The sequence below is a fragment of the Mesorhizobium sp. RCAM 05099 genome, from assembly GCF_059683685.1.
The window spans coordinates 2,966,857-2,990,530 of the sequence record NZ_CM185035.1 but is presented as its reverse complement, the minus strand read 5'-3'; the positions used below and the strand labels follow the sequence as shown (position 1 = coordinate 2,990,530).

Genomic DNA, 23,674 nt, shown 5'->3' with positions numbered 1-23,674 from the left:
TCCGGGCAGCTGTTCACCGATAGCGCGCCTGGTTCCATTTATGGCCGAGCAGAGACAGGATGATGATCAGCCCGTTGAAGAACTGGACGTAGAAGCCGCTCAAGCCCGCTGCCACGACGCCGGTCTGGATGAACGAGACCGTGACGGCGCCGATCGCGCCACCGACAACGGTGCCGATGCCGCCCCAGGTCGGCGTGCCGCCGACGAACACCGAGGCCAGCACCGGCAAGAGATAGCCGTCGCCGGCGGTCGGCCACCAGGTGAAGTTGATCATCACCGAAAAGGTGCCGGCGATCGCCGCGCCGATGCCGACAAAGACGAACACCTTGACCCGGACGCGCTTGACGTCGATGCCCATCTGCTGGGCGCTGTCGGGGTTGTCACCGACCACCCTCACCTGCGCGCCGAAGCGGTGGCGGTTATAGAGCATCGCCGACAGCACGACGAAGGCGATGGCCCAGAAGATCTGCACCGGAATGCCATAGACCTGGCTGGAGAAGATCTTGTAGGCCCAGCTGTCGGCAAGGCTGGTCAGCGCCATCGACTTGCCCTCGTTGATGATCTGGATCAGCCCACGCAACAGGAAATTCATGCCGAGCGTGGCGATCAGCGATGACAGCCCGCCATAGACGACCAGCGAGCCGACCAGGAAACCGAGCAGCATGCCGGTGACGAGCGCGGCGGCGATGCCAAGGAACGGATCGTAGCCGGCCTGCACGACCAGCGCGAAGACCCAGGAAGCAAAACCCATCGTTGCCGGAAACGACAGGTCGATCTCGCCGCAGGTGACGACGAAGACCAGAGGCACCACCACGAACAGCGCCACCGGCAGCGTGGTCAGCACGGAACTGTAGAGATACCAGGTGGTGAAGACGGTCGGGTTGGCGATCATGAACACCGCCATCATGACGATGAACACGCCGAGCGTGCCGAGTGCCGCGCGGTTGTCGATGACGAAACCGCGCAGCCAGTGATCGGACGGGTGTTTCCACTCTTTCCGGGCTGGCTCGCCGTGCGACAGGCCCAGAGGATTCTGCAGATCGGGTTCCATGGTCTTGCTCATAGCGCTGCGCTCCCCACGTCACCGGCCTCGTGCAATCCCGGCAATCCGCCGGGATGCGCTACGTCTTCCATGAAATTGATGAGATCTTCCGCCGACTTGACCTCGCTGCGGTCGGCGGTGAGCGCCACCTTGCCGCGGTCCATCACCACGAAGCGGTCGGCGATGTCGAAGACGTGGTGGATGTTGTGGCCGATGAACAGGATCGAGCGGCCGCTCGTCCGCACCTGGCGCACGAAATGGAAGACCTTGGCGGTCTCGGTCAGCGACAGTGCCGTCGTCGGCTCGTCGAGGATGATCAGTTCCGCCTGCTTGTAGATGGCCCGCGCGATCGCCACGCCCTGGCGCTCGCCGCCCGAAAGCTGGCCGACGATCGAATGCGGCGTGAACACTTTCGAGGTGAAGCCGATCTCGCGCATCAGCCGGCTGGCCTCCTCGATCTCCTTGTTGACCTTCAGCCAGCCGAGCCAGCCGGTGAGTTCGCGGCCCATGAAGATGTTGCGCACGATCGTCTGCTGCACCGCCAGCGCCCGGTCCTGGAACACCGTCTCGATGCCGGCTTCGCGCGAGCGCGCCGCGCTCCATCCCGTCACCGGCTTGCCGCGGATGAGGATCTCGCCGCTGGTCGGCTTGACCACGCCGGAGAGGATCTTGATCAGCGTCGACTTGCCGGCGCCGTTGTCGCCGATCAGGCCGACCACCTCGCCACGGTCGACACTGAGATTGACCCCGCCCAGTGCATAGACATGGCCGTAGGACTTGCTGATGTCGCGCAGTTCGATGATGCGTTCGGCCATCGGATCCTCGCTTTTCATTGTTGGTTGCCGTACATCTTCACCGGCGGTCCTGCCGGCCGGGCTCGGCCCGGCCGGCAGCCTTGGGAGGTCAGCGCAGCGCCTGCTTGGCGAGCTCTGAGACGATCTCGTAGTTCTGCGGCGTGACGAAGCCGGCACCGGTGTCGACATTCATCGGCGCCAGCCCCAGCACCACTTGCTGGCAAAGGCTGAGGATCGGCAGATAGCCCTGCAGGAACGGCTGCTGGTCGGCTGTCAGTTGCACCCATCCGCCCTTGAAGCCCTCGACGATCTGCGGGCTGGTGTCGAAGCCGAAATTGAAGACATCGCCCGGCTTCCGCCCTGCGGCCTGCATGTAGGTCGGCACATTGCCGAGCATCTGCCCGCCGGGATAGCCGACCGCCTTCACAGTGGGATTGTTGAGCAGTGCCGCGGTGATCACCGGGATGGCGAGATTCGGATCGGCTGCCCACTCGGGTACGGAATTGATTTGAATGACATCGACGCCGGCCTCTTTCAGCGCGGCCACCGTCCCACGCTCGCGTGCGCCCCGGCTCTCATTGTCGAACGGGCCGATCATGATCGCCTTGTCACCGGACTTCAGCCCGGCCAGCTTGAACGCCTCGGCACCGAGCGCGCGGCCCTGCTGCTCCTGCTGGGCGCCGACATAGCCGCCGCCGAATGCCGCCGTCACCTTCGGCACCGGCACGTTCTGGTACATCATCTTGATGCCGTCCTTGTGCGCCTGCTGGGCCAGCGGCATGATCGCGTCATCACCGGGATGGCCCATCATGGCGATACCGCCGGGCTTGACCGCTACCGCCTCGCGCAATTGCTGCACCATCTTTTCGACGTCCCAGCCGGAGAAGATGTAGTCGACCTTCGGGCCGAGATCGGCGGCCGCCTGCTTGGCGCCATTGTAGACGATGGTGCCGAAGGCGTCGCCCTCGGCGCCGCCGACGAAGAAGCGGATATGGACGTCCTTGCACCATTGGGCGTCGAGCGCCTGCGCCGGCGGGGTCGAGATTGCGGCGGCGAGCGCCGTGGCGGCAGCCACGACCGTCAAGCGCGGAAGTGTCCTTCTCATCGTCATGCTCATGCACTTATCCTCCCTTTGTTTCCTCGCTAGCCGAGGGTTTTGGACGATCGCTTCGGCAATGCGCCGCAATCTTCGCTGGCCGGCCCTCCCGCCGGCCCGCACTCACGCCGGATTCTGCAGGTAGCTGGCACCTCCCCGGCATTGCTTGAGATAATCCAGCGCCCGCGCCTGACCGGTAATTTCAAGGTCGCCGCGATAGACCGGATCGTGCCAGCCCTCGATGTCGATGGCGCCCTTGTACCCGGCCAGCCGCAATTCGCTGATCACCCGCGTCCAGTCGCTGTCGCCAAAGCCAGGCGTGCGCATCTGCACGAACGGCAGGCGGCCGAACACGCCGTGCTCGCGGATGACGTCCCAGCGCACCGTCGCGTCCTTGCCATGGACATGGAAGATGCGCGGTGCCCATTTGCGGATTTGCGGGATCGGATCGATCAGGTAGACGAGCTGGTGGCAGGGCTCCCATTCCAGCCCGAGATTTTCGTCGGGCAATTCGTTGAACATCAGCTCCCAGGCGTCCGGGTTGTGGGCGATGTTCCAGTCTCCACCAGCCCAGTTGCCGTCCATGGCGCAGTTCTCGAAAGCGATCCGCACGCCCTTGTCGGCGGCGCGTTTTGCCAGCGGCCCCCACACTTCCTTGAAGCGCGGCAGACTCTCCGGCAGCGGCTTGCCGCGGAGGCGACCGGTGAAGCCGCTGACCGTCGAGGCGCCGAACAGATGCGCGTTGTCGATCACCGTTTCCCGGGCCTTGAGCACGCCGCGATCGACATCGCCGCTCTCCAGCGGATTGCCGAAGACGCCGATCGAGGACATTGTGACGTCGGCATCGCCGATCGCCTCGCGGATCTGACCGGCCAGGCGCGGCAGGTCCTTGCCGCCCAGCGTCTGCCAGAAGAAGGGCTGGATGCTCTCGAATCCCAGCGGCAGGATCGCCTTGATGTAGGCGGCCGGATCGTCGAGGTTGGCCCGCACCATGGTGCCGATCCGGATGTCGAGAAGCGGGTTTGGCATCATTGTCCTTCCTGTGTGGGGATCGCCACCCGGCGCCCGGTCTCGGCGCTCTCGATGGCGCCGAAGACCATGGCCAGGCTCTTGATGTTGTCGGTGCCGCGCGTCTCCGGCTCGGTGCCGGTCTCGATCGCGCGCATGAAATCCTGGATGATGCCGAGATGGCCGCCGATGCGGTCGGCGGGATCGAGCGGCGGAACCTCGATCGCCTCGATTTTGTCGAACAAGCCGTCGCGGCCCGGCACCACCACCTCTGCCTTTAGCGCGTCGTTGCCATCCCAAATGAGGCTGCCGCGCTCGGCGACGATGCGCCATGTGCTTTCCCAGCTGGTGCGGAAGCCGACGGCGCACCAGGAACCGGCATAGGTGAACCGCTTGCCGCCGCCGAGATCGAAGACCGCGGCTGCCGACGATCCCTGCCGGTACCAGGAATTGGCCGGCTCCCATTCCAGGCAATAGACGCTGGCCGGTTCGCCGGCGACCATGTAGCGGGCGGCGTCGAATGTATGGATCGCCATGTCGAGCAGCAGCACATGCGCCATCTCCTCGCGAAATCCGCCGAAATGCGGCGCGACGAAAAACTCGGCATGGATGCTGGTCGCGGCACCGATGGCGCCGGAGTCGAGAAAGCGCCTGATGCGCCTGACATTGGCGACATAGCGCCGGTTCTGGACGACGGCATGGACATGCCCGGCCTGGCGCGCGGCCTCGACGATGGCGCGCGCATTCTCCGGACTGTCGGCGAGCGGTTTTTCCGTCAGCAAATGGCAATGATGGGCAAAGGCGGAGAACGCAACCTCGCGCCGGGCGGCGGGAACCACGACATCGAACACCGCGTCGGGCCTGGTTTGATCGAGTACCGCGTCGAGGCTGGTGCCGATGACGGCCCTGGTGAGATCGTATTCGCGCGCCCTCGCCTTCGCCCGTTCGGCGTCGAGGTCGACAAGGCCGACAATGGCAAGCCCGTCGATCTGCCTGGCGGCATCGAGCCACTGCCTGCTCATCGCTCCGCAGCCGACGAGGACGACATTCATCATCCGGCATTCCTCCCGTCCGGTCCCTCCAGACCGAATGTCACGGCATTCACGGCATCACCGTAAACGTTTTCCCGTAAACGTTTACGAGAACACACCCGATAGCGTAGAATGTCAATCGGCTGCCTGCGAAAATCATCCCGAAGCCTTGGCCTGAGCGGCAGCCGGTGCTAGCCAAGGGTCGGGGGAGAACTGTCCTTGGCGTCCAGCATCCACGACCTTGCGCGTCACCTGAACATTTCGATCGGCACCGTGTCGCGGGCGCTGAATGGCCGCGCCGACGTCAATGCCGACACCCGCCAGCGCGTGCTCGAAGCGGCCAAAAAGCTCAACTATTCGCCGAACCAATCCGGCCGCAGCCTGCGCCAGGGCGCCACCCGTTCGATCGCCTTCATGCTGCAGCCGCATCCCGGCGACCAGCAATATGGGGAACCGTTCTTCATCCCGTTCCTGACTGGTCTGCAGGCGCGGCTCGCCGACTATGACCTGGATCTGATGGTCGTCATGGGTGAGCCCGGCCAATATCAGCAGGAGAGGCTGCGCCGTGTGGTTGAGACGCGCCGAGCCGACGCGGTTGTGTTGGCCAACACACGGCGGGAAGACGATCGGATCGATTATCTCAGCAAGGCCGGCTTTCCTTTTGCAACGCTTGGCCGAAGTCAATCCGGCGGCGACACCTATCCTTCGCTCGATATCGATTTCGAGAGGGCGGGTGATGAAGCCGTCGACCGGCTGGTCGCGCGCGGCCATCACCGCATCGCTGCCATCCGCCCTTCGCACGATCTCAACTTCGGCTACCTGTTCCTGGACGGCTATCGCAAGGCGCTGGAGCGGCACGGCATTGAAGTCGACCCCGGCCTGATCGCCGACGGCTTCATCAACGAGGCCGGCGGCTATCAGGTGACGGCGGACGTAATGCTCTCCAAGGATCGGCCCACCGCCATCATCTTCAACAATGACGCCATGGCGCTCGGCGGCTGCAAGGCGCTGGCCGAGATGGGCATCCGGCCCGGCCATGATATTGCAGTGATCGTCATCGTCGACACGCCGCTTTGCCGCTATTTTTCCCCGGCGCTGACAGCCTTCCGTCCGTCGCTGGAGCCGATGGGACAGCGGCTGGCCGAAATGCTGCTGGCTTCGATCCCGGCCTTCGCCGGTCCGGAAGGTCCCCGCATCATCCGCGAGGTCTGGCCGCTGGAACTGGTGGCGCGCGACAGCGATTGATTTGACACAGCGGCTGCCGCGTCAAAGGCCGGCGGCCTCAATCCACCTTCTTCTCGCCTCTCTCGCCGGCCTTGACGATATCGCCGGTGGTGAACAGGATTTCCTTCAGTTCCGCCCGCCAGTCCTTTTTCTGGCGCAGCAGGAATTCGAGATCCATGCCGAAATGCTTGAACTCCTCGCCCTGCGCGTTCTTCATGATGGCGCGCGCCTGCGGGTCCTTCTCCACCGACATGCGCTGTTCGTACCAGCCGATCGCTTCCGCCTCCTCGATCAGCGAGGTGATCATGCGGGCAAAGGTCCGTACCTTCTGCGACAGTTCTTCAGGCGGTTCGTGATACTGGTCGAAACCCATGTCGTCCTCCGTGGTTCATCCCCATGAATGCCTGGGAATGTCGCGCGGTTCCGCATCATCGCTGCAATTCCGCCAGCGCCCTCTCCAGCGGCATCGGTGAAATCTGGATCGGGCCGGAGAACGGCACGTCCATGTCGAGGATCAGGTAGAGTGCCCCGGCGATCAGCACGGCCGAAACAACGTAGGTTGCGACAGTGATCGCATTCTTCGGTGCCCTGAACCCGAAACTGGCGAAGATCAGCGCCAGCCACGCAACCAGCATGGCAATCAGCGGCCAAGGGATCGCACCTTCCGACTGCTCGACCAGAATCCAGCGCAATTCCAGCACCTTCTGCAGGCGCTGGCGTCCATCCTGCAGAAGGGAGCCACGGACAGCGTCGGGCGGCGTCAGCGCATTCAGCCGTGAGCCGATCTCCGTCAGCAGACGTTCGGACAGCTGGTTGGCGACGATAGGCGTTTCGCTCGTCTGTGACGAGGTGGCCACCACCCTCTGCACGTAGGCGACCAACGGCTGGCGCACCGCGTCGGTTTCCGGGCCATACTGGCGCAAGGTCCTGTCGAGCAGGATCAGCTCCGTCGCATAGGCGTGCACATTGTGATCGACCGACTCGAAGGTGTTCTTGGCCGAGTTGATCATCAGGCCGAGCACCAGCGAGGTCATCACCCCGAACAGGTTGGCGGCAAGCCGGACCACATTGTTGGTGTCGTCATCGCGATGTCTGGCCGGCAGCTTGGGCCAGACCGCCATGCTGACCAGCGGCGCCGCCACCAGGCACAGGAAAATCATCACTGCGATCAAGGCTTCGCGCATGCCGCTCATTTCTGCACGGCATGCGCCAATTGCCAATGGCAAGGACCCATCGCACCGCGAAAGTTGCGGCAGGCGCGGGGGTCTCTGGCGGCTACTCGCGCCTCACGACACCGGTGCTGCCCCGCCCTCTGCGGTGCGCCGCGCGATGAATTCGTCGAGCACGCCTGATGTGGCGGCAGCCGTTGCCGGCGGTACGAAATCGGCAAGTGTGCGTCTCCAGACACCGGTGGCGCGCTCGCTTGCCGTCTTCGACCCGCTTTGCGTCCAGTTGCCGAAATTCGACCAGTCGGCCACCAGCGGCTCATAGAAAGCGGTGCGGTAGCGTGCCATCGTGTGGCCGGCCGAGAAGAAATGGCCGCCCGGCTGCACTTCGGCGATCGCCTCGAAGCCGATCGTATCGGTGTCGCCAGGCGTCGCGGCACACAGTTCAGCCACCGTCTGCAGCGCCTCGATGTCGGTGATCAGCTTCTCGAAGGAGACACTCAGGCCCCCCTCCAGCCAGCCGGCGGCATGAATGCACATCGTCGCTCCGGCCAGCACCGAACCCCACAGCGCGAACTGCGTCTCGTGCGCCGCCTGTGCGTCGGAGATGTTCGCCGCGCTGCCGCCGCCCGACCGCCACGGCAGGCCGGTGAAGCGCGCCAGCTGGCCGGCCCCTAGTGTCGCCTTGACGTGCTCCGGCGTGCCGAAGGCGGGCGCACCCGATTTCATGTCGACATTGGAGGAGAAGGAGCCGTAGACGACCGGCGCGCCGGGCCGCACGATCTGCGCCAGCGTCAGCCCGGCCAGCGCTTCGGCATGCTGCAGCGTCAGCGCACCGGCGACCGTGATCGGCGCCATGGCCCCCGCCAGGCAGAACGGGGTGATGACGGAGACCTGCCCGGCCCTGGCGAAATCGATGATGCCTTGCGCCATCGGAATGTCGAGCTGGCGCGGCGAGTTGGTGTTGATGACGGTGTAGCAATGGGCATTTGCCAGGAACTCGTCCTCCGACAGGCCACGCGCCAGCCGCAGCATCTCGAAGCCGTCTTCGACCTGCGGCGTGCCGCGCGCGAAGACGAACGGAAACTTGTCGGACAGCGTCAGCTGCGCGCGGTTGACGGCATAATGGCGAAAACGGTTGTCGACATCCTGCGGCTCGATGCACGGTCCCAGCATATGCAGCACGTCGAAATGCTGCACCAGCCGGATCAGGTCCTCGAAATCGGCCAGCGTTCCCGGCCGCCGGCCGCGCCCGAGATCGGTGACGTTCGGCGCCCCGCATCCGGCCAGGAAGGTCATCGAGCCGAGTTCGAGGCTGAGGTCGCGGGACCGAGAACCGGCATGAGCGAGGATCGATTTCGGCGCCGAGGCCAGTGCCGCCGTCACCATGTCGCGGCCGATGCGCACCATGTCGGTGTCCGGGTCGACCAGGGCGCCGGCGTCGGCGAAAACCTCACGCGCCCGCGGCAGCAGCACCTTGATGCCGAGCTCTTCCAGCACGCGCAATGCCGTGTCGTGAATCGAAGCGACCTGATCGGCGGAAAAGATCGGCTGTGGCAGGAACGGGTTCTTCAGTGAACGGTAGTTGGGATGGCGGCTGCTCTCGCTGCCGGCCTCGCCCGTACGCCCGCGCCGGCGTTCGCGCCTGCTGTCTCGTGCCGCGTCATCGATCATCGGAAATCCTCCTCATTGCCGCATCGCGTTACCCTGGGGATCGTAGGGCGAGGCCGCGATGACGCGCGCCGGCCGCTCTATGCCAATGATATGGACCGAAAGCGCGGTGCCCTCGCCCGCGAAATCGCGGTCGACGAGCGCCAGCGCCAGGCTTTTGCCGACCGCGTAGCCGTAGCCGCCTGAGGTGACGAAGCCGACACGCCGGCCCCGGTGCCAGACCGGCTCGAAGCCGCTGGCGTCGGCGTCGATGGCATCGATCTCCAATGTCACCACGCATTGGCAAGCATCGCCGCCATCGCGCTCCTTCAATGCCGCCGCGCGGCCGATGAAGTCGCCCTTGTCGAAAGCGATGAAGCGGTCGAGACCGGTCTGGCCGGGCGTGTAGCCCTGCGTGAATTCGCGCGACCAGATGCCGAAGCTTTTCTCCAGCCGCAGCGCGTTGAGCGCGTAGTAGCCGATCTCGGCCAAACCGAGATCCTCGCCGGCGGCCAGCAGTGTCTCGCGCAGGCTGGCATGCATGGTCACCGGGCAACTGATCTCGAAGCCGAGCTCGCCGGCGATCGACAGCCGAGCCATGCGAGCCTGCACCATGCCGATGTCGAATGCGCCGCAGGCCATGAATGGCAGTGCCGCGCCGGACACATCCTGATGCGTCGTGCGTTCCAGGATCCTGCGCGCATTCGGTCCAGTCAGCAGGAAGCCGCTCATCGTGTCGGAAAGGTCGGTGACGGTGACGCCCGCCGCCGCATGGCTCTCGAACCAGCGCATGTGAAACTCACGCAGATAGTAGGAGCCCATCAGCCAATAGTCGCCGCCACCCCAGTTGAAGACGGTGAGGTCGCCCTTCAGCCGCCCGTCATGGCCGAGCATCGGCGCGAGCCTCGCCTGCCCCGGCCTTGGCAGCCTGCAGGCAAGCAGCCGGTCGAGCCATGCCTCCGCGCCGGGCCCGGACACGGCATAGCGCGAATAGGCCGAGATATCGACGAGGCCGGCGGCGCGCCGCACCTGCAGCGCCTCGTCGCCGACAATGTCGAAGGCGTTGGAGCGCCGCAACGTCGTGTTCTCGGCAAACCCCATCGGCGCGAAATAGGCCGGAATTTCCAGCCCCCATGACGCCGTCCATTCGCAGCCCGCCGCCGTCATGCCGTCATAGGCGCCGGGGCGTTTCAGCGGCCGGCCGGCGGGCAGCCGCTCATTGGGAAAGGTCATGACGAAACGGCGCGAATAGAATTGCCGCGTCGTCTGCTTGAGATAGCAGCGGTTGGCGGCGAAGGCGCCGTAGCGGGCAATATCCATGCCGAAGATGTCGGCTTGCGGCTCGCCGAAAATCATCCATTCGGCCAGCGATTTTCCAACGCCACCACCTTGGCTGAAGCCTGCCATGACGCCGCAGGCGACCCAGTAGTTCCTGAGGCCACGCACTGGCCCGACGATCGGATTGCCGTCCGGGGTGAAGGTGAAGGCGCCATTGACCCATTTGCGGATGCCGGCCGTCGCCAGGCAAGGAAAGCGCTCATAGGCCTTGGACAGCTCCGGGCTGATGCGGTCGATATCTTCCGGGATCAGCTCGATGCCGTAGTCCCACGGCGCGCCATCCATGTTCCAGTGCTTGGGGTTCTGCTCATAGACGCCGAGCAGCACGCCCTTGCGCTCTTGCCGAAGATAGGAAAAGCCGTCGAGATCGACGGCAAGGCCGAGCTCCTTGTCGAGAGCGGCAACCTCCGGAATGTCCTCGGTGATGAAATAATGGTGCTCCATCGGCGTCACCGGCAGGTCGACGCCGGCCATGCGGCCGAGCTGCTTTGCCCACAGCCCGCCCGCATTGACGACATGCTCGGCGACGATGGTGCCCTGTTCAGTGAGGACGTCCCAGCTTCCGTCGGCGCGCGCCTTCAGCTCGACGACCCGGTTGCGCAGGATGATGTCGGCACCGCGCTTCTTCGCGGCGCCCGCATAGGCATGCGTCGTTCCATAGGGATCGAGATGACCTTCGTTGGAATCATGCAGGCCGCCGAGCACACCCGTGACATCGACGACCGGGCAGATTTCCTTGATCTCTTCCGGCGTTACGAGGCGGGCTGTCTCGATGCCGACCGACTGGAACACCGCCCAGGCCGATTTCAGCCATTCCCAGCGCGCGGGATCACTGGCGATATTGACGCCGCCGGTCATGTGCAGGCCGATGTCCTGGCCGGATTCGGCCTCGATCTCGCGGTAGAGGTTGATGGTGTAGTCCTGCAGCGCCGCGACGTTGGGGTCGGCGTTGAGCGCGTGGAAACCGGCCGCGGCGTGCCAGGTCGAACCGGCCGTCAGCTCTGCGCGCTCGATCAGCGCCACATCGCTCCAGCCGAACCGCGTCAGGTGGTAGAGCACCGAGGCGCCGACCACGCCACCTCCGATGACGACTGCACGGTAGCGCGATTTCAACGCATCCCCCTCCCTGTCAGAAGCGGCACCATATATGCACTGGACATAAGTGTCTAGTGCAACGCAAACACATCATGCCTAGTCGAACCATGCGTGACCGGGTGACCAATCCTGTGGCGCCAGCGCACGGTTTTATCGACGCGTGAGCAAGCCGGCGGGCATGCGTGGCCCGCTGTCATGCAAGCATCATGTTCGCGCCGTAGACCGTTTTTGGAGAGGCGCGCGCGGCATCGTCGATGTGGCGCCTCTTTCAGCTTTCATCCTTCGGCCGCTTCGGCTCGCTTTGTCACAAGGGATCATCCATGAAACACCTGTACCGAACCGCGTCGCTTGGCGTCGCGCTGGCATTGTTCACCGCCTTGACGCCGGCGCTCGCCGACAGCACCGCGACCGTCGGCGGCCTCGTCAACAAGGGCCTGGTCGGCGTCGGCCGCATCCCGGCCGGTCTGCGCGACAAGTTCGGCGAGACGTTCGGCTCGGGCTCCGGCATGGCGATAGACACATCAGGCTGGACGCATGATGCGGCTGGCTACAAGGGCTCGCTCTGGCTACTGCCGGATCGCGGCTACAATGTCGCCGGCACCACCGACTACCGGCCGCGCCTCAACACCATCGCCATCGAGTTCTCCCCCGTCGCGCCGGGCGCCGCTCCTGCTGCCGGCCAGGAGCAGACAGGCGTCAAGGCGACGCTGGCCGACAGCCTGCTTCTCACCGACGACAAGGGCGCGGACACCACCGGGCTCGATCCGTTGTCGGATGTGCGTCCGGCCGCCGGCGACATGCCGATGCTGCCCGCCGCAACCAATGGCAAGCTCGCCCTCGACAACGAGGCGATCGTGCGGCTGCCCGACGGCTCGATGTTCATCTCTGATGAATATGGCCCCAACATCTACCGGTTTTCCGCCGAAGGCCGCCTGCTGTCGGCGACCCAGCCACCGGCGGCGCTGGTGCCGATGCGCAAGGGCGCGCCGAACTTCTCCTCGGACAACCCCGGCCCCGGCGCGACCGACCCCGATCCCAAGGATCCCGACACCGGCCGCCAGAACAACCAGGGCCTCGAAGGCATGGCGATGACGCCGGACGGCAAGTTCCTGATCGCCGTGCTGCAATCGGCGGCGAGGCAGGATGGCGGCGATTCCGGCTCGACGCGCCAGAACACCCGCGCCCTGGTCTATGACGCCTCCGACTTCGCCCATCTGAAACTGGCGCATGAATATATCGTGCCGCTGCCGGTGTTCACCGATGCCAAGGGCAAGACCAAAATCGCTGCGCAGAGCGAGATCGTGGCGCTCTCGGACCAGACGTTTCTGATGATCACGCGCGACAGCAACAACGGCCAGGGGCTGAAAGGCGACACCTCGCTCTACCGCGAGATCAACATCGTCGATCTCTCCTCGGCAACCGACATCGCCGGCGGCGCCTTCGACTCTGCCGACAAGCCGGTGGCGCCAAAGGGCGTGCTTGATCCCTCGGTGACACCAGCCAAGCTGACGCCGTTCATCGACATCAACGACAACGCCGAGCTTGGCCGCTTCGCCCTGCACAATGGCGCGCCGAACGACCACAACAACCTGTCCGAGAAATGGGAGGCGATGTCGCTCGCAAGCGTGCTCGACCCGAAGCTGCCCGACGACTATTTCCTGTTCGTCGCCAACGACAACGACTTCCTCACACAGGACGGTTTCCAGGTCGGCGCGCCCTACAAGGCCGATGACGGCGCCAATGTCGACACCATGTTCCTGGTCTATCAGGTCACGCTTCCAGGCCTCGCCAGGAAGTAGCGATCACTGCGGGGCGGGCGCGCTTGGCGCGTCCGCCCGAGCAGAGGGTGAAGGCTTACTTCAAGAACTCGGCGTCCTTCGGCACGCCGGCATCGATCGGATCGGCCGTCCTGCTCGACACGGCCATGATCTTGCCGGCAGCCGACAGGTTGGGACGCACGAAGACCGGCGCGGGTCCATTGACGCGGCTGTAGAGGTCGATGATGTCCTGGTTCATGAAGCGCACACAGCCCGACGATGCGTTCTTGCCGATGGAATCCCACTCCGGCGTGCCGTGCAGCCGGTACATCGTGTCCTTGCCGTCGCGGAACAGATAGAGCGCGCGGGCGCCCAGCGGGCTCTGCGGGCCGGGCGGCATGCCGTCCTTGTATTTGGCCAGTTCCGGCCGGCGCTGGATCATTTCCGGTGGCGGCGTCCAGACCGGCCACTTCTTCCTCGCCTGAACCACGGCGCTGCCGGTCCATCCGAAACCGGCCTTGCCGAGGCTGACGCCATAGCGGATAGCCTTGCCGCCGTCGCGCACCAGATAGAGGAAGTGCTCGGAGACATCGACGACGATCGTGCCGGGCTTTTCCCCGGTCGGATCGGACACGATCTGGCGCACGAACTTCGGATCGAGCTTGGCCACCGGGATTGCCGGCAGTTGATAGCCCTCGTCGACGCGCGCCGCGTACATGCTTGCGGCATCGCCGAAAGCCGGCTCGGGTGGCGGCGCTGTCACCGGTGGTGTCACCACCTCCGTCGTGGTGCACGCCGAAAGAGCCACGGAGGCCGCGCCCAAAGCGGACGCACCAAGAAACGCGCGCCGGCTCAGGCGCTCAGAAAAAAGCGGAATATCGGACATGAACCCCCCGGTCTATCCATCAGATTTCAGAGCATGATCCCGAAAAGTGGAAACCGGTTTTCGGAAAGATCATGCTCAAACAAAGATATGCGGCCCCACGCGGCGACGATCAATATCCTATTCCAGAGGCTTTGAGAACATGATTGGATCGAGGCACGCCAGATCATCTCAGGCCAATCTTTTCCGATGCCGCATCGACCTGCCTCGTTGAATCGGCGATCATCGCGAACCGGACTCACGGAAGCTTCGCCGAGTTGCCAGCCATGGACGAAAAAATGCCCGCGCGTCGGCGCACCGGCGACCTGACCAGCGGTCCGATCCCGCGCACGCTTCTGCTGTTCGCCTTGCCGGTGCTCGGCTCCAACGTGCTGCAGTCGCTCAACGGTTCGATCAACGCCGTCTGGGTCGGCCGTTTCCTTGGTGAAGCGGCGCTGACCGCCACCTCCAATGCCAACCTCGTGCTGTTCCTGATCCTCGGCACGGTGTTCGGCATCGGCATGGCGGCGACCATCCTGGTGGCACAGTCGGTCGGCGCCCGCGACCTGCCCGAAGCCCGCCGCATCGTCGGCACCAGCGCCACCTTCTTCTTCCTTGTCTCGGTCGTCTTCGCGGTCTGCGGCTGGATCTGGGTCGACGGCATCCTCAACACGCTCGGCACGCCGGCCGACGCCTTGCCGCTCGCCCGCTCCTACCTGCGCATCATCTTCGTCGCCGTGCCGATGATGAACCTTCTGTCCTTCGTCATGACCGTGCTGCGCGGCGCCGGCGATTCGCGCACACCCTTCATCTTCATGGCGCTCGCCGTCGTCCTCGACATCGTGCTCAACCCGCTGCTTATCCGCGGCATCGGCCCGTTTCCCGAACTCGGGATCGCGGGATCGGCTACCTCGACGCTGATCGGCCAGACGGTGAGCGTGATCGCCATCCTCGTCGTGCTCTATGCGCGCAAGCATCCGTTGCGGCTGGCCGGCGCCAATCTCGCCTTGCTGCGGCCCGATCCCGCATTGCTGCGCATCGTCGTCTTCAAGGGCGTGCCGATGGGCCTGCAGATGATCGTCATCTCGGCGGCAGCACTAACCGTGATGGGCATCGTCAATTCCTACGGCTCGCGGGTCGCCGCAGCCTATGGCATCGCCGCCCAGCTATGGACCTACATCCAGATGCCGGCGCTCGCCATCGGTGCGGCGGTCTCCTCAATGGCGGCGCAGAATGTCGGCGCCAAGCGCTGGGACCGGATCGGCCGCATCGCCGCCTCCGGCGTTGGCTTCAACCTTGTCCTGACCGGCGCTCTCGTCGCGCTGCTATGGGTCTTCGATCGCTCGATCCTCAGCCTGTTCCTGAGCAGCGACAGCACGGCGATCGACATCGCCGCCCACATCAACAAGGTCGCCTCCTGGTCGTTCATCCTGTTCGGCATCACCATCGTGCTGTTCGCCACGGTACGCGCTACGGGTGCGGTGATGCCGCCGCTGATCATCCTGGTGATCTCTGTGCTGGTCGTGCGCACCGGCTTTGCCTATTTCATGCGCGGCGTGATCGGCGAGGAGGCGCTGTGGTGGAGTTTTCCAGCCGGCTCGATCACGTCGCTGATGCTGGCCGCGGCCTACTACCGTTTCGGCCGCTGGCGCACCATGCACATGATCGAGAACAGGCCGGCCGCCGGCGAGCCGCCGGACACCGGGCTTGGCGTGCCACGCCAGCGCGCGCATATGACGCCCGAGACACCGAACGGCTGAACGATCTGGCACCAGCGGGGGTTCGTCGACCGCCGGCCAGGCAATACTCAATGGCTCTCATGGTCCGCCTGCACAAAGTGCGGGCCATCTTCCGGTCGCCCGGCCACATGGCGGGTAGCCGCACGTCCCGCCATCGCGTAGATTTCGCCCGACATTCGGGGGAGTTCCATGGGCAAAGGCAGGGTCGAGGCATTCACCGATGGCGTGGTGGCGATCATCATCACCATCATGGTGCTTGAACTGAAGGTTCCGCATGGCGAGGACCTTTCAGCCCTGGTGCCGCTGTGGCCTGTCTTCCTCTGCTACGTATTGTCCTTCATCAATGTCGGCATCTACTGGAACAATCTGCACAACATGTTCCACACGGTGCAGCGCGTCGACGGCCGCGTGCTGTGGGCGAACCTCAATCTGCTGTTCTGGCTGTCGCTGATGCCGGCAACGACGGCATTCATGGGCGAGAATCATTTCGCGCCGGTGCCGGTCGCCGTCTATGGCGCCGACCTTGCGCTATGCGCTATTGGCTTCAACATCCTGACCAGCGCTCTGCACCGGCTTCACGGCGGCGACAGCGCCTTTGCCAGGGCTCTCGGCAGCGACCGCAAGGGCAAGATCTCGCTCGCCTTCTACCTCGCGGCGATCCCGCTCACCTTTGTCAGCCAATGGATTGGCGTCGCGATCTACGTAATGGTCGCGACCGTATGGCTCGTGCCGGATACGCGTTTCGCTCGGATGGTCGAAAAGTAGCTCTTTTGTTTGACGCAATTCCGGACGGAAAACCGCTCCACACTTTTCCTGGAATTGCTCTACGTGCGCATCGCTTTCAGCTTTTCCGCCACCGAAGCGGCAAGATCGGCATAGCGTTCCTCCAGCCGTTCCGCCGCCTTGATGATCGAGAAATCATGGCCGAACTTTTCCAGCGCCATGCGCAGCTTCTCGACGAACTCGGCTTGTTTCTCCAACGCGGAAAACAGCGTCTTCACCTGTGCCTCGCTGATATCGGGGTTGGCCAGCATCTGTGGCACCTCGCGGCCCATCTGGTCGCCGGTGGCGGTCTGCTGCTTCAGAATTTCGACCCAGTCCGTCAATCAGGAAATCTCCGTTTTTGCCAAGGCAGCATGCGCAGCCTCGGCCGGAGTGGTCAACCCGGACAACCGTGGAACGCGGACAAGGGTGGAGACGGGCTTGCGCAAGCCCGTTCCAGCGCTAAGTTCGGCGTCACTGAAAGAAGGAACCGATAGCCCATGATCACCGACGCCGAGATCCAGACCGCCCTGCCCGCGCTTGGCCCGGGCAACACCGCCGTCATCACCGGCGCGGCCAGCGGTATTGGTCTCGCGGCCGCCAAACGGCTTGCGTTGATGGGCATGAAGATCGTCCTCGCCGATGTTGCCGGCGCACGCCTTGACGATGCCTCCCGCGCGGTGGCGGCCATTGCCGGAGATGATGCGGTGCTCCCTGTCGCCGCCGACGTTTCGAAGGCGGAAGACGTGGACCGTCTCGCCGACAGGGCGTTCGGCGCCTTCGGCGACGTGTCGCTGCTGATGAACAATGCCGGCGTCGGCAACAACCCGGGAAAGCCCTGGGAAAACCGCGACGCCTGGAAGCGGCTGCTGGACATCAACTTCTGGGGCATCGTGCATGGCGTCGAGGCGTTCGCGCCGCGCATGCTGGCATCGGCCAAGCCCGGCCTGATCATCAACACCGGCTCCAAGCAAGGCATCACCACGCCGCCTGGCAATCTTGCCTACAATGTTTCCAAGGCCGGGGTGAAGACCTTCACCGAAGGCCTGGCGCATGCCTTGCGCAACGAACCCGGCGCCCATGTCGCCGCCCATCTGCTCATCCCCGGCTTCACCTATACCGGCCTGACCGAAGGCGCGACGGAGAAGCCGGCCGGCGCCTGGACCGGCGAACAGGTTGTTGATTTCATGCTGGAATCCCTGACCAGGGGCGACTTCTACATCCTGTGCCCGGACAATGAGGCGGCACGGCCGCTGGATGAAAAGCGCATGGCATGGGCGATCGGCGACATCATCGAGAACCGGCCCGCTTTGTCGCGCTGGCATCCGGACTACAAGGAGCCCTTCGCTGCGTTCATGAAACAATGAACATGACTGCATGCACTGACCTCCGGCGTGGAGAGATCATGGCCAAACAAGAAACCGATGCTGGTTCCGAATTAAGTCCCTGACGCTTCAGGCCGCCTGCTTTTTCGGCCCGCGCTTGCGCGCCACGGCCTTTTTTGCCGCCATCGTTGCTATCTTCTCGTCATGCCGCTTCGCCGCCCGCTCGCATTTGTCGCGGATTTCCTCGACCTCGGATTCGGTCAGGTGCTCGATGCCGATAAAGCGGTTATGGCCCTCGCTGACCCGGATCAGCTCATCCAGCTTGGCCTGGATCGCCGCGCCATCGCGGTTCTGGGTGTTCTGGATGAGAAACACCATCAGAAAGGTGATGATGGTCGTGCCGGTGTTGATGACCAGCTGCCAGGTGTCCGAAAAGCCGAACAGCGGCCCACTCAGCGCCCAGACGATGATGATCAGGCAACAGGCGGCAAATGTCGGCGGCAGGCCGGCGAGATGGGCGACGGTGTTGGCGATCCTTGTGAAGAGCTTTTCCATTATCGAGATCCCTCGATGGCTGCCGTGCGACGAGAAACAACTGGCGGCGCTTCAGGTTCCCGCCGGAAACAATACAACCGGCACAATTCAATACACGCTTCGCGCGAAGAAGCGGAAACACACCCACTCCCACAGGCAGAGAGCCTGCTCCCTCCGCTTCACAGCGTTTGCCTCCAGCGCCTTCCGTCGCGCCACCCCGCATGGCGCGGAGCATAGGCCCGTTGATGCCCTGAACGCTCAAGCGCTCGCATGCGGCTTAGACCGCGCTGTCTTCCCAGCGATCGAGGAAGGCCTCGATCGGTATGGCCTGCATGTCAGGAACCGCCCTCGCCAGCTTTTCGACCGGCCAGTCCCACCAGGCAAGGCGCTCGATGCGCGCCGCGATGTCGGCGACGAAACGTGGCCTGAGTGGTCTGGCCGGCACGCCGGTGACGATCGTGTAGGGCGGCACGTCATGCGTCACCACCGCATTGGCACCGATGACGGCGCCATTGCCGATACGCAGGCCCGGCATGATCACCGCACCGTGGCCGATCCAGACGTCATGACCGATGGTCACGGCTTGCGCTTGGCGTCGCTCGCGGAACGAGGCATCGACGCCCAGCCAGCGAAAATACTCGTTCGGCCGGTAGCTGACCTTGTGCTGGGTCAGCCGCTCGATGGGATGGTCCAGCGCATTGACGCGGCTGTTGGCGGCGATCGAGCAGAATTTGCCGATCGTCGCGTAGATTGCTTCCGAATGGCGCTCGAAATAGGAGAAGTCGCCAACCGTCACTTCGCGCAGCACCACCCGCTCGCCGATCGAGGCATAGCGACCGAGCTTGCACCCCTTCAATTCCGCGGTCGGATGGATGCGCGGCTCGGGGTCCTTCGGGACGAGACGTTCTGAACGATCCATGCCGGCGGCTTTACCCCCGGACGATTGGCCCCGCAAGCGGGGCCAATCGTCCGTCAGACCAGTTCCGGGAAAGAGTTAGATCCACCTACTTCGGCTTGCCGTTGGTCCACACGACGTTCTGGCCGTAAAGCGGCACGGTGGTGACCGACATTTTCGCCGAGCCGTTCTGCACCTGGCGCGAATGCGACAGATAGATCAGCGTCTCGTTGGCCTTGTCGTAGATGCGGTTCACCACCTGCTTCTTCCAGATCAGACTGATGCCTTGCTTGAAAACTTCCTCGCCGGCCTCGCTCATGTCGATGTCGCCGATGGTGATCGGTCCGGTCTGGCGGCAGGAGATCGAGGAATCGGAAGGATCCTCGAACCAGTTGCCCTTGTGCAGGCGGTCGATGATGCCGCGATCGAAATAGGAGACGTGGCAAGTCACGCCCTCCACCTCGGATCCTTGATCGCCTCGACGATGATGTCGTTGCCGAGCCAGTCGACACCGACCTTGCCGACTTCCTCGGCGACGGCCGCACCGGCGCCAAGGACAACACATGCGGCCAGCGCGCCGCCGATCAGTTTTCGCAAGGGAGTCTCCCGCGGTTCGAGTCTTCCGGTCTCAGGTGGGGCGAACAGCTTGGCTTTGCAAGCAGATACGTCAACACCATATGCTGTTGCGGCAACGCGGCACTTTGCCTGGACGGGGTCGAACCGCTAAGACTGTCGCGCTGGCGCGGCATGGAGCCGGCGCCACCGATGGTTTCTGCAGACGGACCTTACTGATGATGCGTTCTATTCTGGTCGGCATTCTCGTACTGATGGCGGCCGGCATCGGCTGGCTGACCTTCGACTGGTACCGCGGCCATTATGGCGGCGAGCCTTTCGGCACCGCCTTTACCCTGGTCGACCAGAAGGGCACGCCGATCACCGAAGGCGCGTTCAGGGGCCAGCCCAGCGTCGTCTTCTTCGGCTTCACCCATTGCCCCGAGGTCTGCCCGACGACGCTGTTCGAGCTGGCCGGCTGGCTGAAGACGCTCGGCGACGACGGCAAGAACCTGGATGCCTATTTCGTCTCTGTCGATCCGGAGCGCGACACGCCGGAAGTGATGAACGCCTATGTCAGCAATTTTTCCGACCGCATCACCGGCATCACCGGCGACCCGGACAAGGTCCATGCCATGGCCAAGTCGTTCGGCATCTATTGGAAGAAGGTCGACACCGGCGACGGCGACTACACGATGGACCACACCGCCTCGGTGCTGCTGCTCAACGCCAAGGGCGAATTCGCCGGCACGATCGCCTATGGCGAAAGCGCGGATACGGCAATCGCAAAATTGAAGCGGCTGGCGGCGAAGGGCTAGAGCATGATCCCCAAGAGCGGGAACCGGTTTTCTCAGACAAACGGTTCCGTTTGTCCAGAGATCATGCTCAAACAAGAAACGCATTCATGACCCAGACGCGGCTTCATTTCATCACCCGAAAGAGCGAGGCAGACCTCATTTTCGCGGCGTTCGAGGCCGCCTTCGAGGATGAGGGCCTGCCGATCGCCGTGCTCGGGGTCGATGAGGACCAGGACATCCACGAAGTCTCGCTCTATGCCGATGGCGATGTCGACGCGGTCGAGGCGCGGGTGAAGGACGTTCTTGCTGGCCTCGCGCTGTCCAGGCCGGTCGAACGTGAGTCCCTGCCCGACATCGACTGGGTGGCGCGCTCGCTGGAAGGGTTGAAGCCGGTGCGTGCCGGGCGTTTCTTCGTCCACGGCGCCCATGATCGCAGAAAGCGCCACAGCGGCGAACTCGCCATCGAGATCGAGGCCGGCCTTGCCTTCGGCACCGGCCACCACGGCACCACCGCCGGCTGCCTGGAGATGCTGGAAAGGGTCGTGCGGCGCGAACATTCGCGCAATGCGCTCGACCTCGGCACCGGCAGCGCGGTGCTGGCCATCGCCGTCGCCAAGCTGGCGCATATTCCGGTGCTCGCCACCGACATCGATCCGGTGGCCGTGAGGGTCGCTGCCGCCAATGCGCGGCTCAATCACGTCAAGGCGCTGGTCGAAACGGTGACCGCGCCGGGCTTTCATCACCCGATCTTCGGCAAGCGCGCGCCTTTCGATCTCATCGTCGCCAACATTTTGGCTCGGCCGCTGATGCGGCTTGCGCCGCAAATGGCCGATCACATCGCGCTAGGCGGCTCGATCGTGCTGTCAGGCATCCTCGAACGCCAGCGCGACGCCGTGATCTCGGCCTATGTCGGCCAGAACTTCCGCCACGTGCGCACCTTGCACCGCGAAGGCTGGGTAACGATCCATCTCAAGCATTAAGACCGGCCGGCCTGGACCAAGCGCGTTTGGTTGTCAGCCAGGCAGCGCTGTAGCAGTTTGCGCCGGCTGGAAATCGATTCCGCTTTCCAGGGCCATACGCTACGGTCGCGCGAGTACAAGGAGGCCCACCATGTTCCAGACCTTCGATTCCGCCGGCGACCCGACAGTCGGCAAGCCGCGCGTGGCGCTGCTGCGCCAATGGCTGGCGGCCAACGGGCTGGACGGCTTCATCGTGCCACGCGCCGACGAGCACCGGGGGAATACGTCGCCGACCGTTCGGCGCGGCTGAAATGGCTGACCGGCTTCAGCGGCTCGGCCGGTGTCGCCATCGTTCTGCGCGACCGCGCCTTCGTCTTTGTCGATGGACGCTATACGCTGCAGGTGCGGGGCGAGGTCGATCTCGACATCTTTTCGATCGAAAGCCTTGTCGACAACCCGCCGGCTGCCTGGCTCTGGGAAAACATCGGCAAGGGTGCGCGGCTCGGCTTCGATCCCTGGCTGCACACCATAAGCGAGGTCAAGGCGTTGCAGGCCTCGGCCGACAAGTCCGGCGCCGTGCTGGTGCCACTCGACAAGAACCCGATCGACATCATCTGGAAGGATCAGCCCGAGGCGCCGGTGGCCCTGGTCGAGCTTCACCCGATCGGCTTTGCTGGCGAACTCGCCAAGGACAAGCTGGCGCGGCTGGCGATGGCGATCGGCAAGGACGGCGCCACCCATGCCGTGCTGACCGACCCCTCCTCCATCGCTTGGGCTTTCAACATCCGTGGCGGCGACGTGCCGCACACGCCGCTGGCGCTCGGCTTCGCCATACTGGCGACCGACGGATCGCACCAGCTTTTCATGGATCGGCGCAAATTCTCGCGTCAGGTCGCGGCCTACCTCACCCAGCTTGCCGATCTGCACGAGCCCGACGAATTCGAAGCGGCGATCTTGGCTCTCGCCAAGGGTGGCGCGAAAATCGCGCTCGACCCGGTGCTGGCGGCCGACAGGTTGCGCATGCTGGTCGAGGACAATGGCGGCACCGTGATTGCCGCGCCAGATCCCGCCCGCATCCCGCGCGCGACGAAGAACCAGGCCGAGATCAACGGTTCTCGCGCCGCGCATCGCCGCGATGGCGCCGCGGTGGCCAAGCTGTTGTGCTGGCTGGAGCGCCAAGAGCCGGGCTCGCTCGACGAGATATCGGTCGTCACCAGGCTGGAGGAGACGCGCCGGCAGACCGGCGAGGAAACCCAGATGCCGCTGCGCGATGTGTCCTTCGACACCATTTCCGGCGCCGGCCCGAACGGCGCCATCATGCATTACCGGGTGTCGCGCGCCACCAGCCGCAAGCTGCAGGCCGGCGAACTGTTCCTGCTCGATTCCGGCGGGCAATATCAGGACGGCACCACCGACATCACCCGCACCGTGCCGGTCGGCCAGCCGACCGAGGAAATGCGAGAACGCTTCACGCTGGTGCTGAAAGGCATGATCGGCATTTCCACGCTGCGCTTTCCCGCCGGCACGCGCGGCTCGGAGATCGATGCCGTCGCGCGCATGGCGCTGTGGAAGCATGGCTGCGACTTCGCCCACGGCACCGGCCATGGCGTCGGCTCCTACCTTGCCGTGCATGAAGGCCCACAGCGCATCGCCCGCACCGGAACCGAAAAGCTGCTCGAGGGCATGATGCTGTCCAACGAGCCCGGCTATTACAAGGAAGGCGCCTACGGCATCCGCATCGAGAACCTCATCCTGGTCACTCCGGCGGCACAGGTCGAAGGCGGCGACATCGCCATGCACGGCTTCGAGACGCTGACGCTCGCGCCGATCGACAAGCGGCTGGTGCGCACCGACCTCCTGACGCGCGACGAACTGCAATGGCTCGACGCATATCATGCGCGCGTGCTGGCCGAGATCGGGCCGATGCTCGATGGTGAAACGCTGGCCTGGCTGGAGAAAGCGACAGCACCGCTGCCGCACGACGCGAAGATCTGATTTTTTGAGGGGCTAAGGCGTATTGAGATTCAGGTCAGGACGAGCCGGAGTCG

The 23,674-nt window shown here is 64.4% G+C and carries 20 protein-coding genes and 2 pseudogenes; 8 read left to right on the top strand and 14 right to left on the bottom strand.

Going from position 1 to position 23,674, the window contains the following annotated elements; all coding sequences use genetic code 11:
• Positions 1-13: 13 nt before the first annotated feature.
• From AC56QQ_RS14710 to AC56QQ_RS14690, 5 genes are all read right to left on the bottom strand, one after another.
• Complete coding sequence (locus tag AC56QQ_RS14710; protein WP_497128163.1) at positions 14-1,063, bottom strand: ABC transporter permease; 1,050 nt, start codon at positions 1,061-1,063, stop codon at positions 14-16.
• Positions 1,060-1,857 carry an ATP-binding cassette domain-containing protein gene (locus tag AC56QQ_RS14705; RefSeq protein ID WP_497129006.1) on the bottom strand — a complete coding sequence of 266 codons (798 nt, stop codon included), beginning with the start codon at positions 1,855-1,857 and terminating at the stop codon, positions 1,060-1,062. Before AC56QQ_RS14705 ends, AC56QQ_RS14710 begins: the two co-directional genes overlap by 4 nt.
• Before the next feature lie 88 nt (positions 1,858-1,945).
• Positions 1,946-2,953 carry a substrate-binding domain-containing protein gene (locus AC56QQ_RS14700; RefSeq protein WP_497128161.1) on the bottom strand — a complete coding sequence of 336 codons (1,008 nt, stop codon included), beginning with the start codon at positions 2,951-2,953 and terminating at the stop codon, positions 1,946-1,948.
• 102 nt (positions 2,954-3,055) lie between these two features.
• Complete coding sequence (locus tag AC56QQ_RS14695) at positions 3,056-3,961, bottom strand: sugar phosphate isomerase/epimerase family protein (RefSeq protein ID WP_497128159.1); 906 nt, start codon at positions 3,959-3,961, stop codon at positions 3,056-3,058.
• Positions 3,961-4,995, bottom strand: a complete 1,035-nt coding sequence (locus AC56QQ_RS14690) for a Gfo/Idh/MocA family protein (protein ID WP_497128157.1) — start codon at positions 4,993-4,995, stop codon at positions 3,961-3,963. Before AC56QQ_RS14690 ends, AC56QQ_RS14695 begins: the two co-directional genes overlap by 1 nt.
• A 195-nt stretch (positions 4,996-5,190) precedes the next feature.
• Here AC56QQ_RS14690 and AC56QQ_RS14685 point away from each other — a divergent pair, with 195 nt between their 5' ends.
• The gene (locus tag AC56QQ_RS14685) at positions 5,191-6,216 is read left to right on the top strand and encodes a LacI family DNA-binding transcriptional regulator (RefSeq protein WP_497128155.1); all 1,026 of its coding nucleotides are present in this window, start codon (positions 5,191-5,193) and stop codon (positions 6,214-6,216) included.
• Positions 6,217-6,253: 37 nt separating this feature from the next.
• Here the strand turns inward: AC56QQ_RS14685 and AC56QQ_RS14680 are convergent, their stop codons facing one another.
• The 4 genes from AC56QQ_RS14680 to AC56QQ_RS14665 form a co-directional block, all read right to left on the bottom strand.
• On the bottom strand, positions 6,254-6,568 hold the full coding sequence (locus tag AC56QQ_RS14680) for a ferritin family protein (protein ID WP_091580394.1): 315 nt from the start codon (positions 6,566-6,568) through the stop codon (positions 6,254-6,256).
• A 55-nt stretch (positions 6,569-6,623) separates the two neighbouring features.
• Complete coding sequence (locus tag AC56QQ_RS14675; protein WP_497128153.1) at positions 6,624-7,379, bottom strand: bestrophin-like domain; 756 nt, start codon at positions 7,377-7,379, stop codon at positions 6,624-6,626.
• 102 nt (positions 7,380-7,481) lie between these two features.
• Positions 7,482-9,035, bottom strand: a complete 1,554-nt coding sequence (locus AC56QQ_RS14670) for a trimethylamine methyltransferase family protein (protein ID WP_497128151.1) — start codon at positions 9,033-9,035, stop codon at positions 7,482-7,484.
• A gap of 12 nt (positions 9,036-9,047) precedes the next feature.
• Positions 9,048-11,462, bottom strand: a complete 2,415-nt coding sequence (locus AC56QQ_RS14665; RefSeq protein WP_497128149.1) for a GcvT family protein — start codon at positions 11,460-11,462, stop codon at positions 9,048-9,050.
• A 302-nt stretch (positions 11,463-11,764) separates the two neighbouring features.
• Here AC56QQ_RS14665 and AC56QQ_RS14660 point away from each other — a divergent pair, with 302 nt between their 5' ends.
• Complete coding sequence (locus AC56QQ_RS14660; protein ID WP_497128147.1) at positions 11,765-13,243, top strand: esterase-like activity of phytase family protein; 1,479 nt, start codon at positions 11,765-11,767, stop codon at positions 13,241-13,243.
• Positions 13,244-13,298: 55 nt separating this feature from the next.
• On the opposite strand, the gene AC56QQ_RS14655 is transcribed toward AC56QQ_RS14660, so the two are convergent.
• Complete coding sequence (locus tag AC56QQ_RS14655; RefSeq protein WP_497128145.1) at positions 13,299-14,087, bottom strand: L,D-transpeptidase; 789 nt, start codon at positions 14,085-14,087, stop codon at positions 13,299-13,301.
• A gap of 263 nt (positions 14,088-14,350) precedes the next feature.
• Here AC56QQ_RS14655 and AC56QQ_RS14650 point away from each other — a divergent pair, with 263 nt between their 5' ends.
• Together AC56QQ_RS14650 and AC56QQ_RS14645 are read left to right on the top strand one after the other, a co-directional pair.
• A complete protein-coding gene (locus AC56QQ_RS14650) occupies positions 14,351-15,823 on the top strand; it encodes an MATE family efflux transporter (RefSeq protein ID WP_489862075.1) in 1,473 nt (490 codons plus the stop codon).
• A 168-nt stretch (positions 15,824-15,991) separates the two neighbouring features.
• Complete coding sequence (locus AC56QQ_RS14645) at positions 15,992-16,567, top strand: TMEM175 family protein (RefSeq protein ID WP_489862076.1); 576 nt, start codon at positions 15,992-15,994, stop codon at positions 16,565-16,567.
• Between the two features lie 59 nt (positions 16,568-16,626).
• Here AC56QQ_RS14645 and AC56QQ_RS14640 read toward each other — a convergent pair whose 3' ends face one another.
• Positions 16,627-16,908, bottom strand: coding sequence for a hypothetical protein (locus tag AC56QQ_RS14640; RefSeq protein ID WP_091580374.1), 282 nt, complete (start codon positions 16,906-16,908; stop codon positions 16,627-16,629).
• Positions 16,909-17,064: 156 nt separating this feature from the next.
• Between AC56QQ_RS14640 and AC56QQ_RS14635 the strand changes: the two genes are divergently transcribed.
• A complete protein-coding gene (locus AC56QQ_RS14635; protein WP_489862077.1) occupies positions 17,065-17,931 on the top strand; it encodes an SDR family NAD(P)-dependent oxidoreductase in 867 nt (288 codons plus the stop codon).
• 87 nt (positions 17,932-18,018) lie between these two features.
• Here the strand turns inward: AC56QQ_RS14635 and AC56QQ_RS14630 are convergent, their stop codons facing one another.
• From AC56QQ_RS14630 to AC56QQ_RS14620, 3 genes and pseudogenes are all read right to left on the bottom strand, one after another.
• Complete coding sequence (locus AC56QQ_RS14630; RefSeq protein WP_489862078.1) at positions 18,019-18,444, bottom strand: low affinity iron permease family protein; 426 nt, start codon at positions 18,442-18,444, stop codon at positions 18,019-18,021.
• Between the two features lie 256 nt (positions 18,445-18,700).
• On the bottom strand, positions 18,701-19,342 hold the full coding sequence (locus AC56QQ_RS14625; RefSeq protein ID WP_489862079.1) for a DapH/DapD/GlmU-related protein: 642 nt from the start codon (positions 19,340-19,342) through the stop codon (positions 18,701-18,703).
• A gap of 85 nt (positions 19,343-19,427) precedes the next feature.
• Positions 19,428-19,915, bottom strand: a pseudogene (locus tag AC56QQ_RS14620) (CreA family protein).
• Between the two features lie 194 nt (positions 19,916-20,109).
• Here AC56QQ_RS14620 and AC56QQ_RS14615 point away from each other — a divergent pair.
• From AC56QQ_RS14615 to AC56QQ_RS14605, 3 genes and pseudogenes are all read left to right on the top strand, one after another.
• Complete coding sequence (locus AC56QQ_RS14615; RefSeq protein ID WP_497128143.1) at positions 20,110-20,688, top strand: SCO family protein; 579 nt, start codon at positions 20,110-20,112, stop codon at positions 20,686-20,688.
• 86 nt (positions 20,689-20,774) lie between these two features.
• Entirely contained in the window at positions 20,775-21,647 is an 873-nt protein-coding gene (locus AC56QQ_RS14610) for a 50S ribosomal protein L11 methyltransferase (protein WP_497128141.1), read from the top strand.
• Positions 21,648-21,777: 130 nt separating this feature from the next.
• A pseudogene (locus AC56QQ_RS14605) lies at positions 21,778-23,621 on the top strand (aminopeptidase P family protein).
• Positions 23,622-23,674 lie beyond the last annotated feature (53 nt).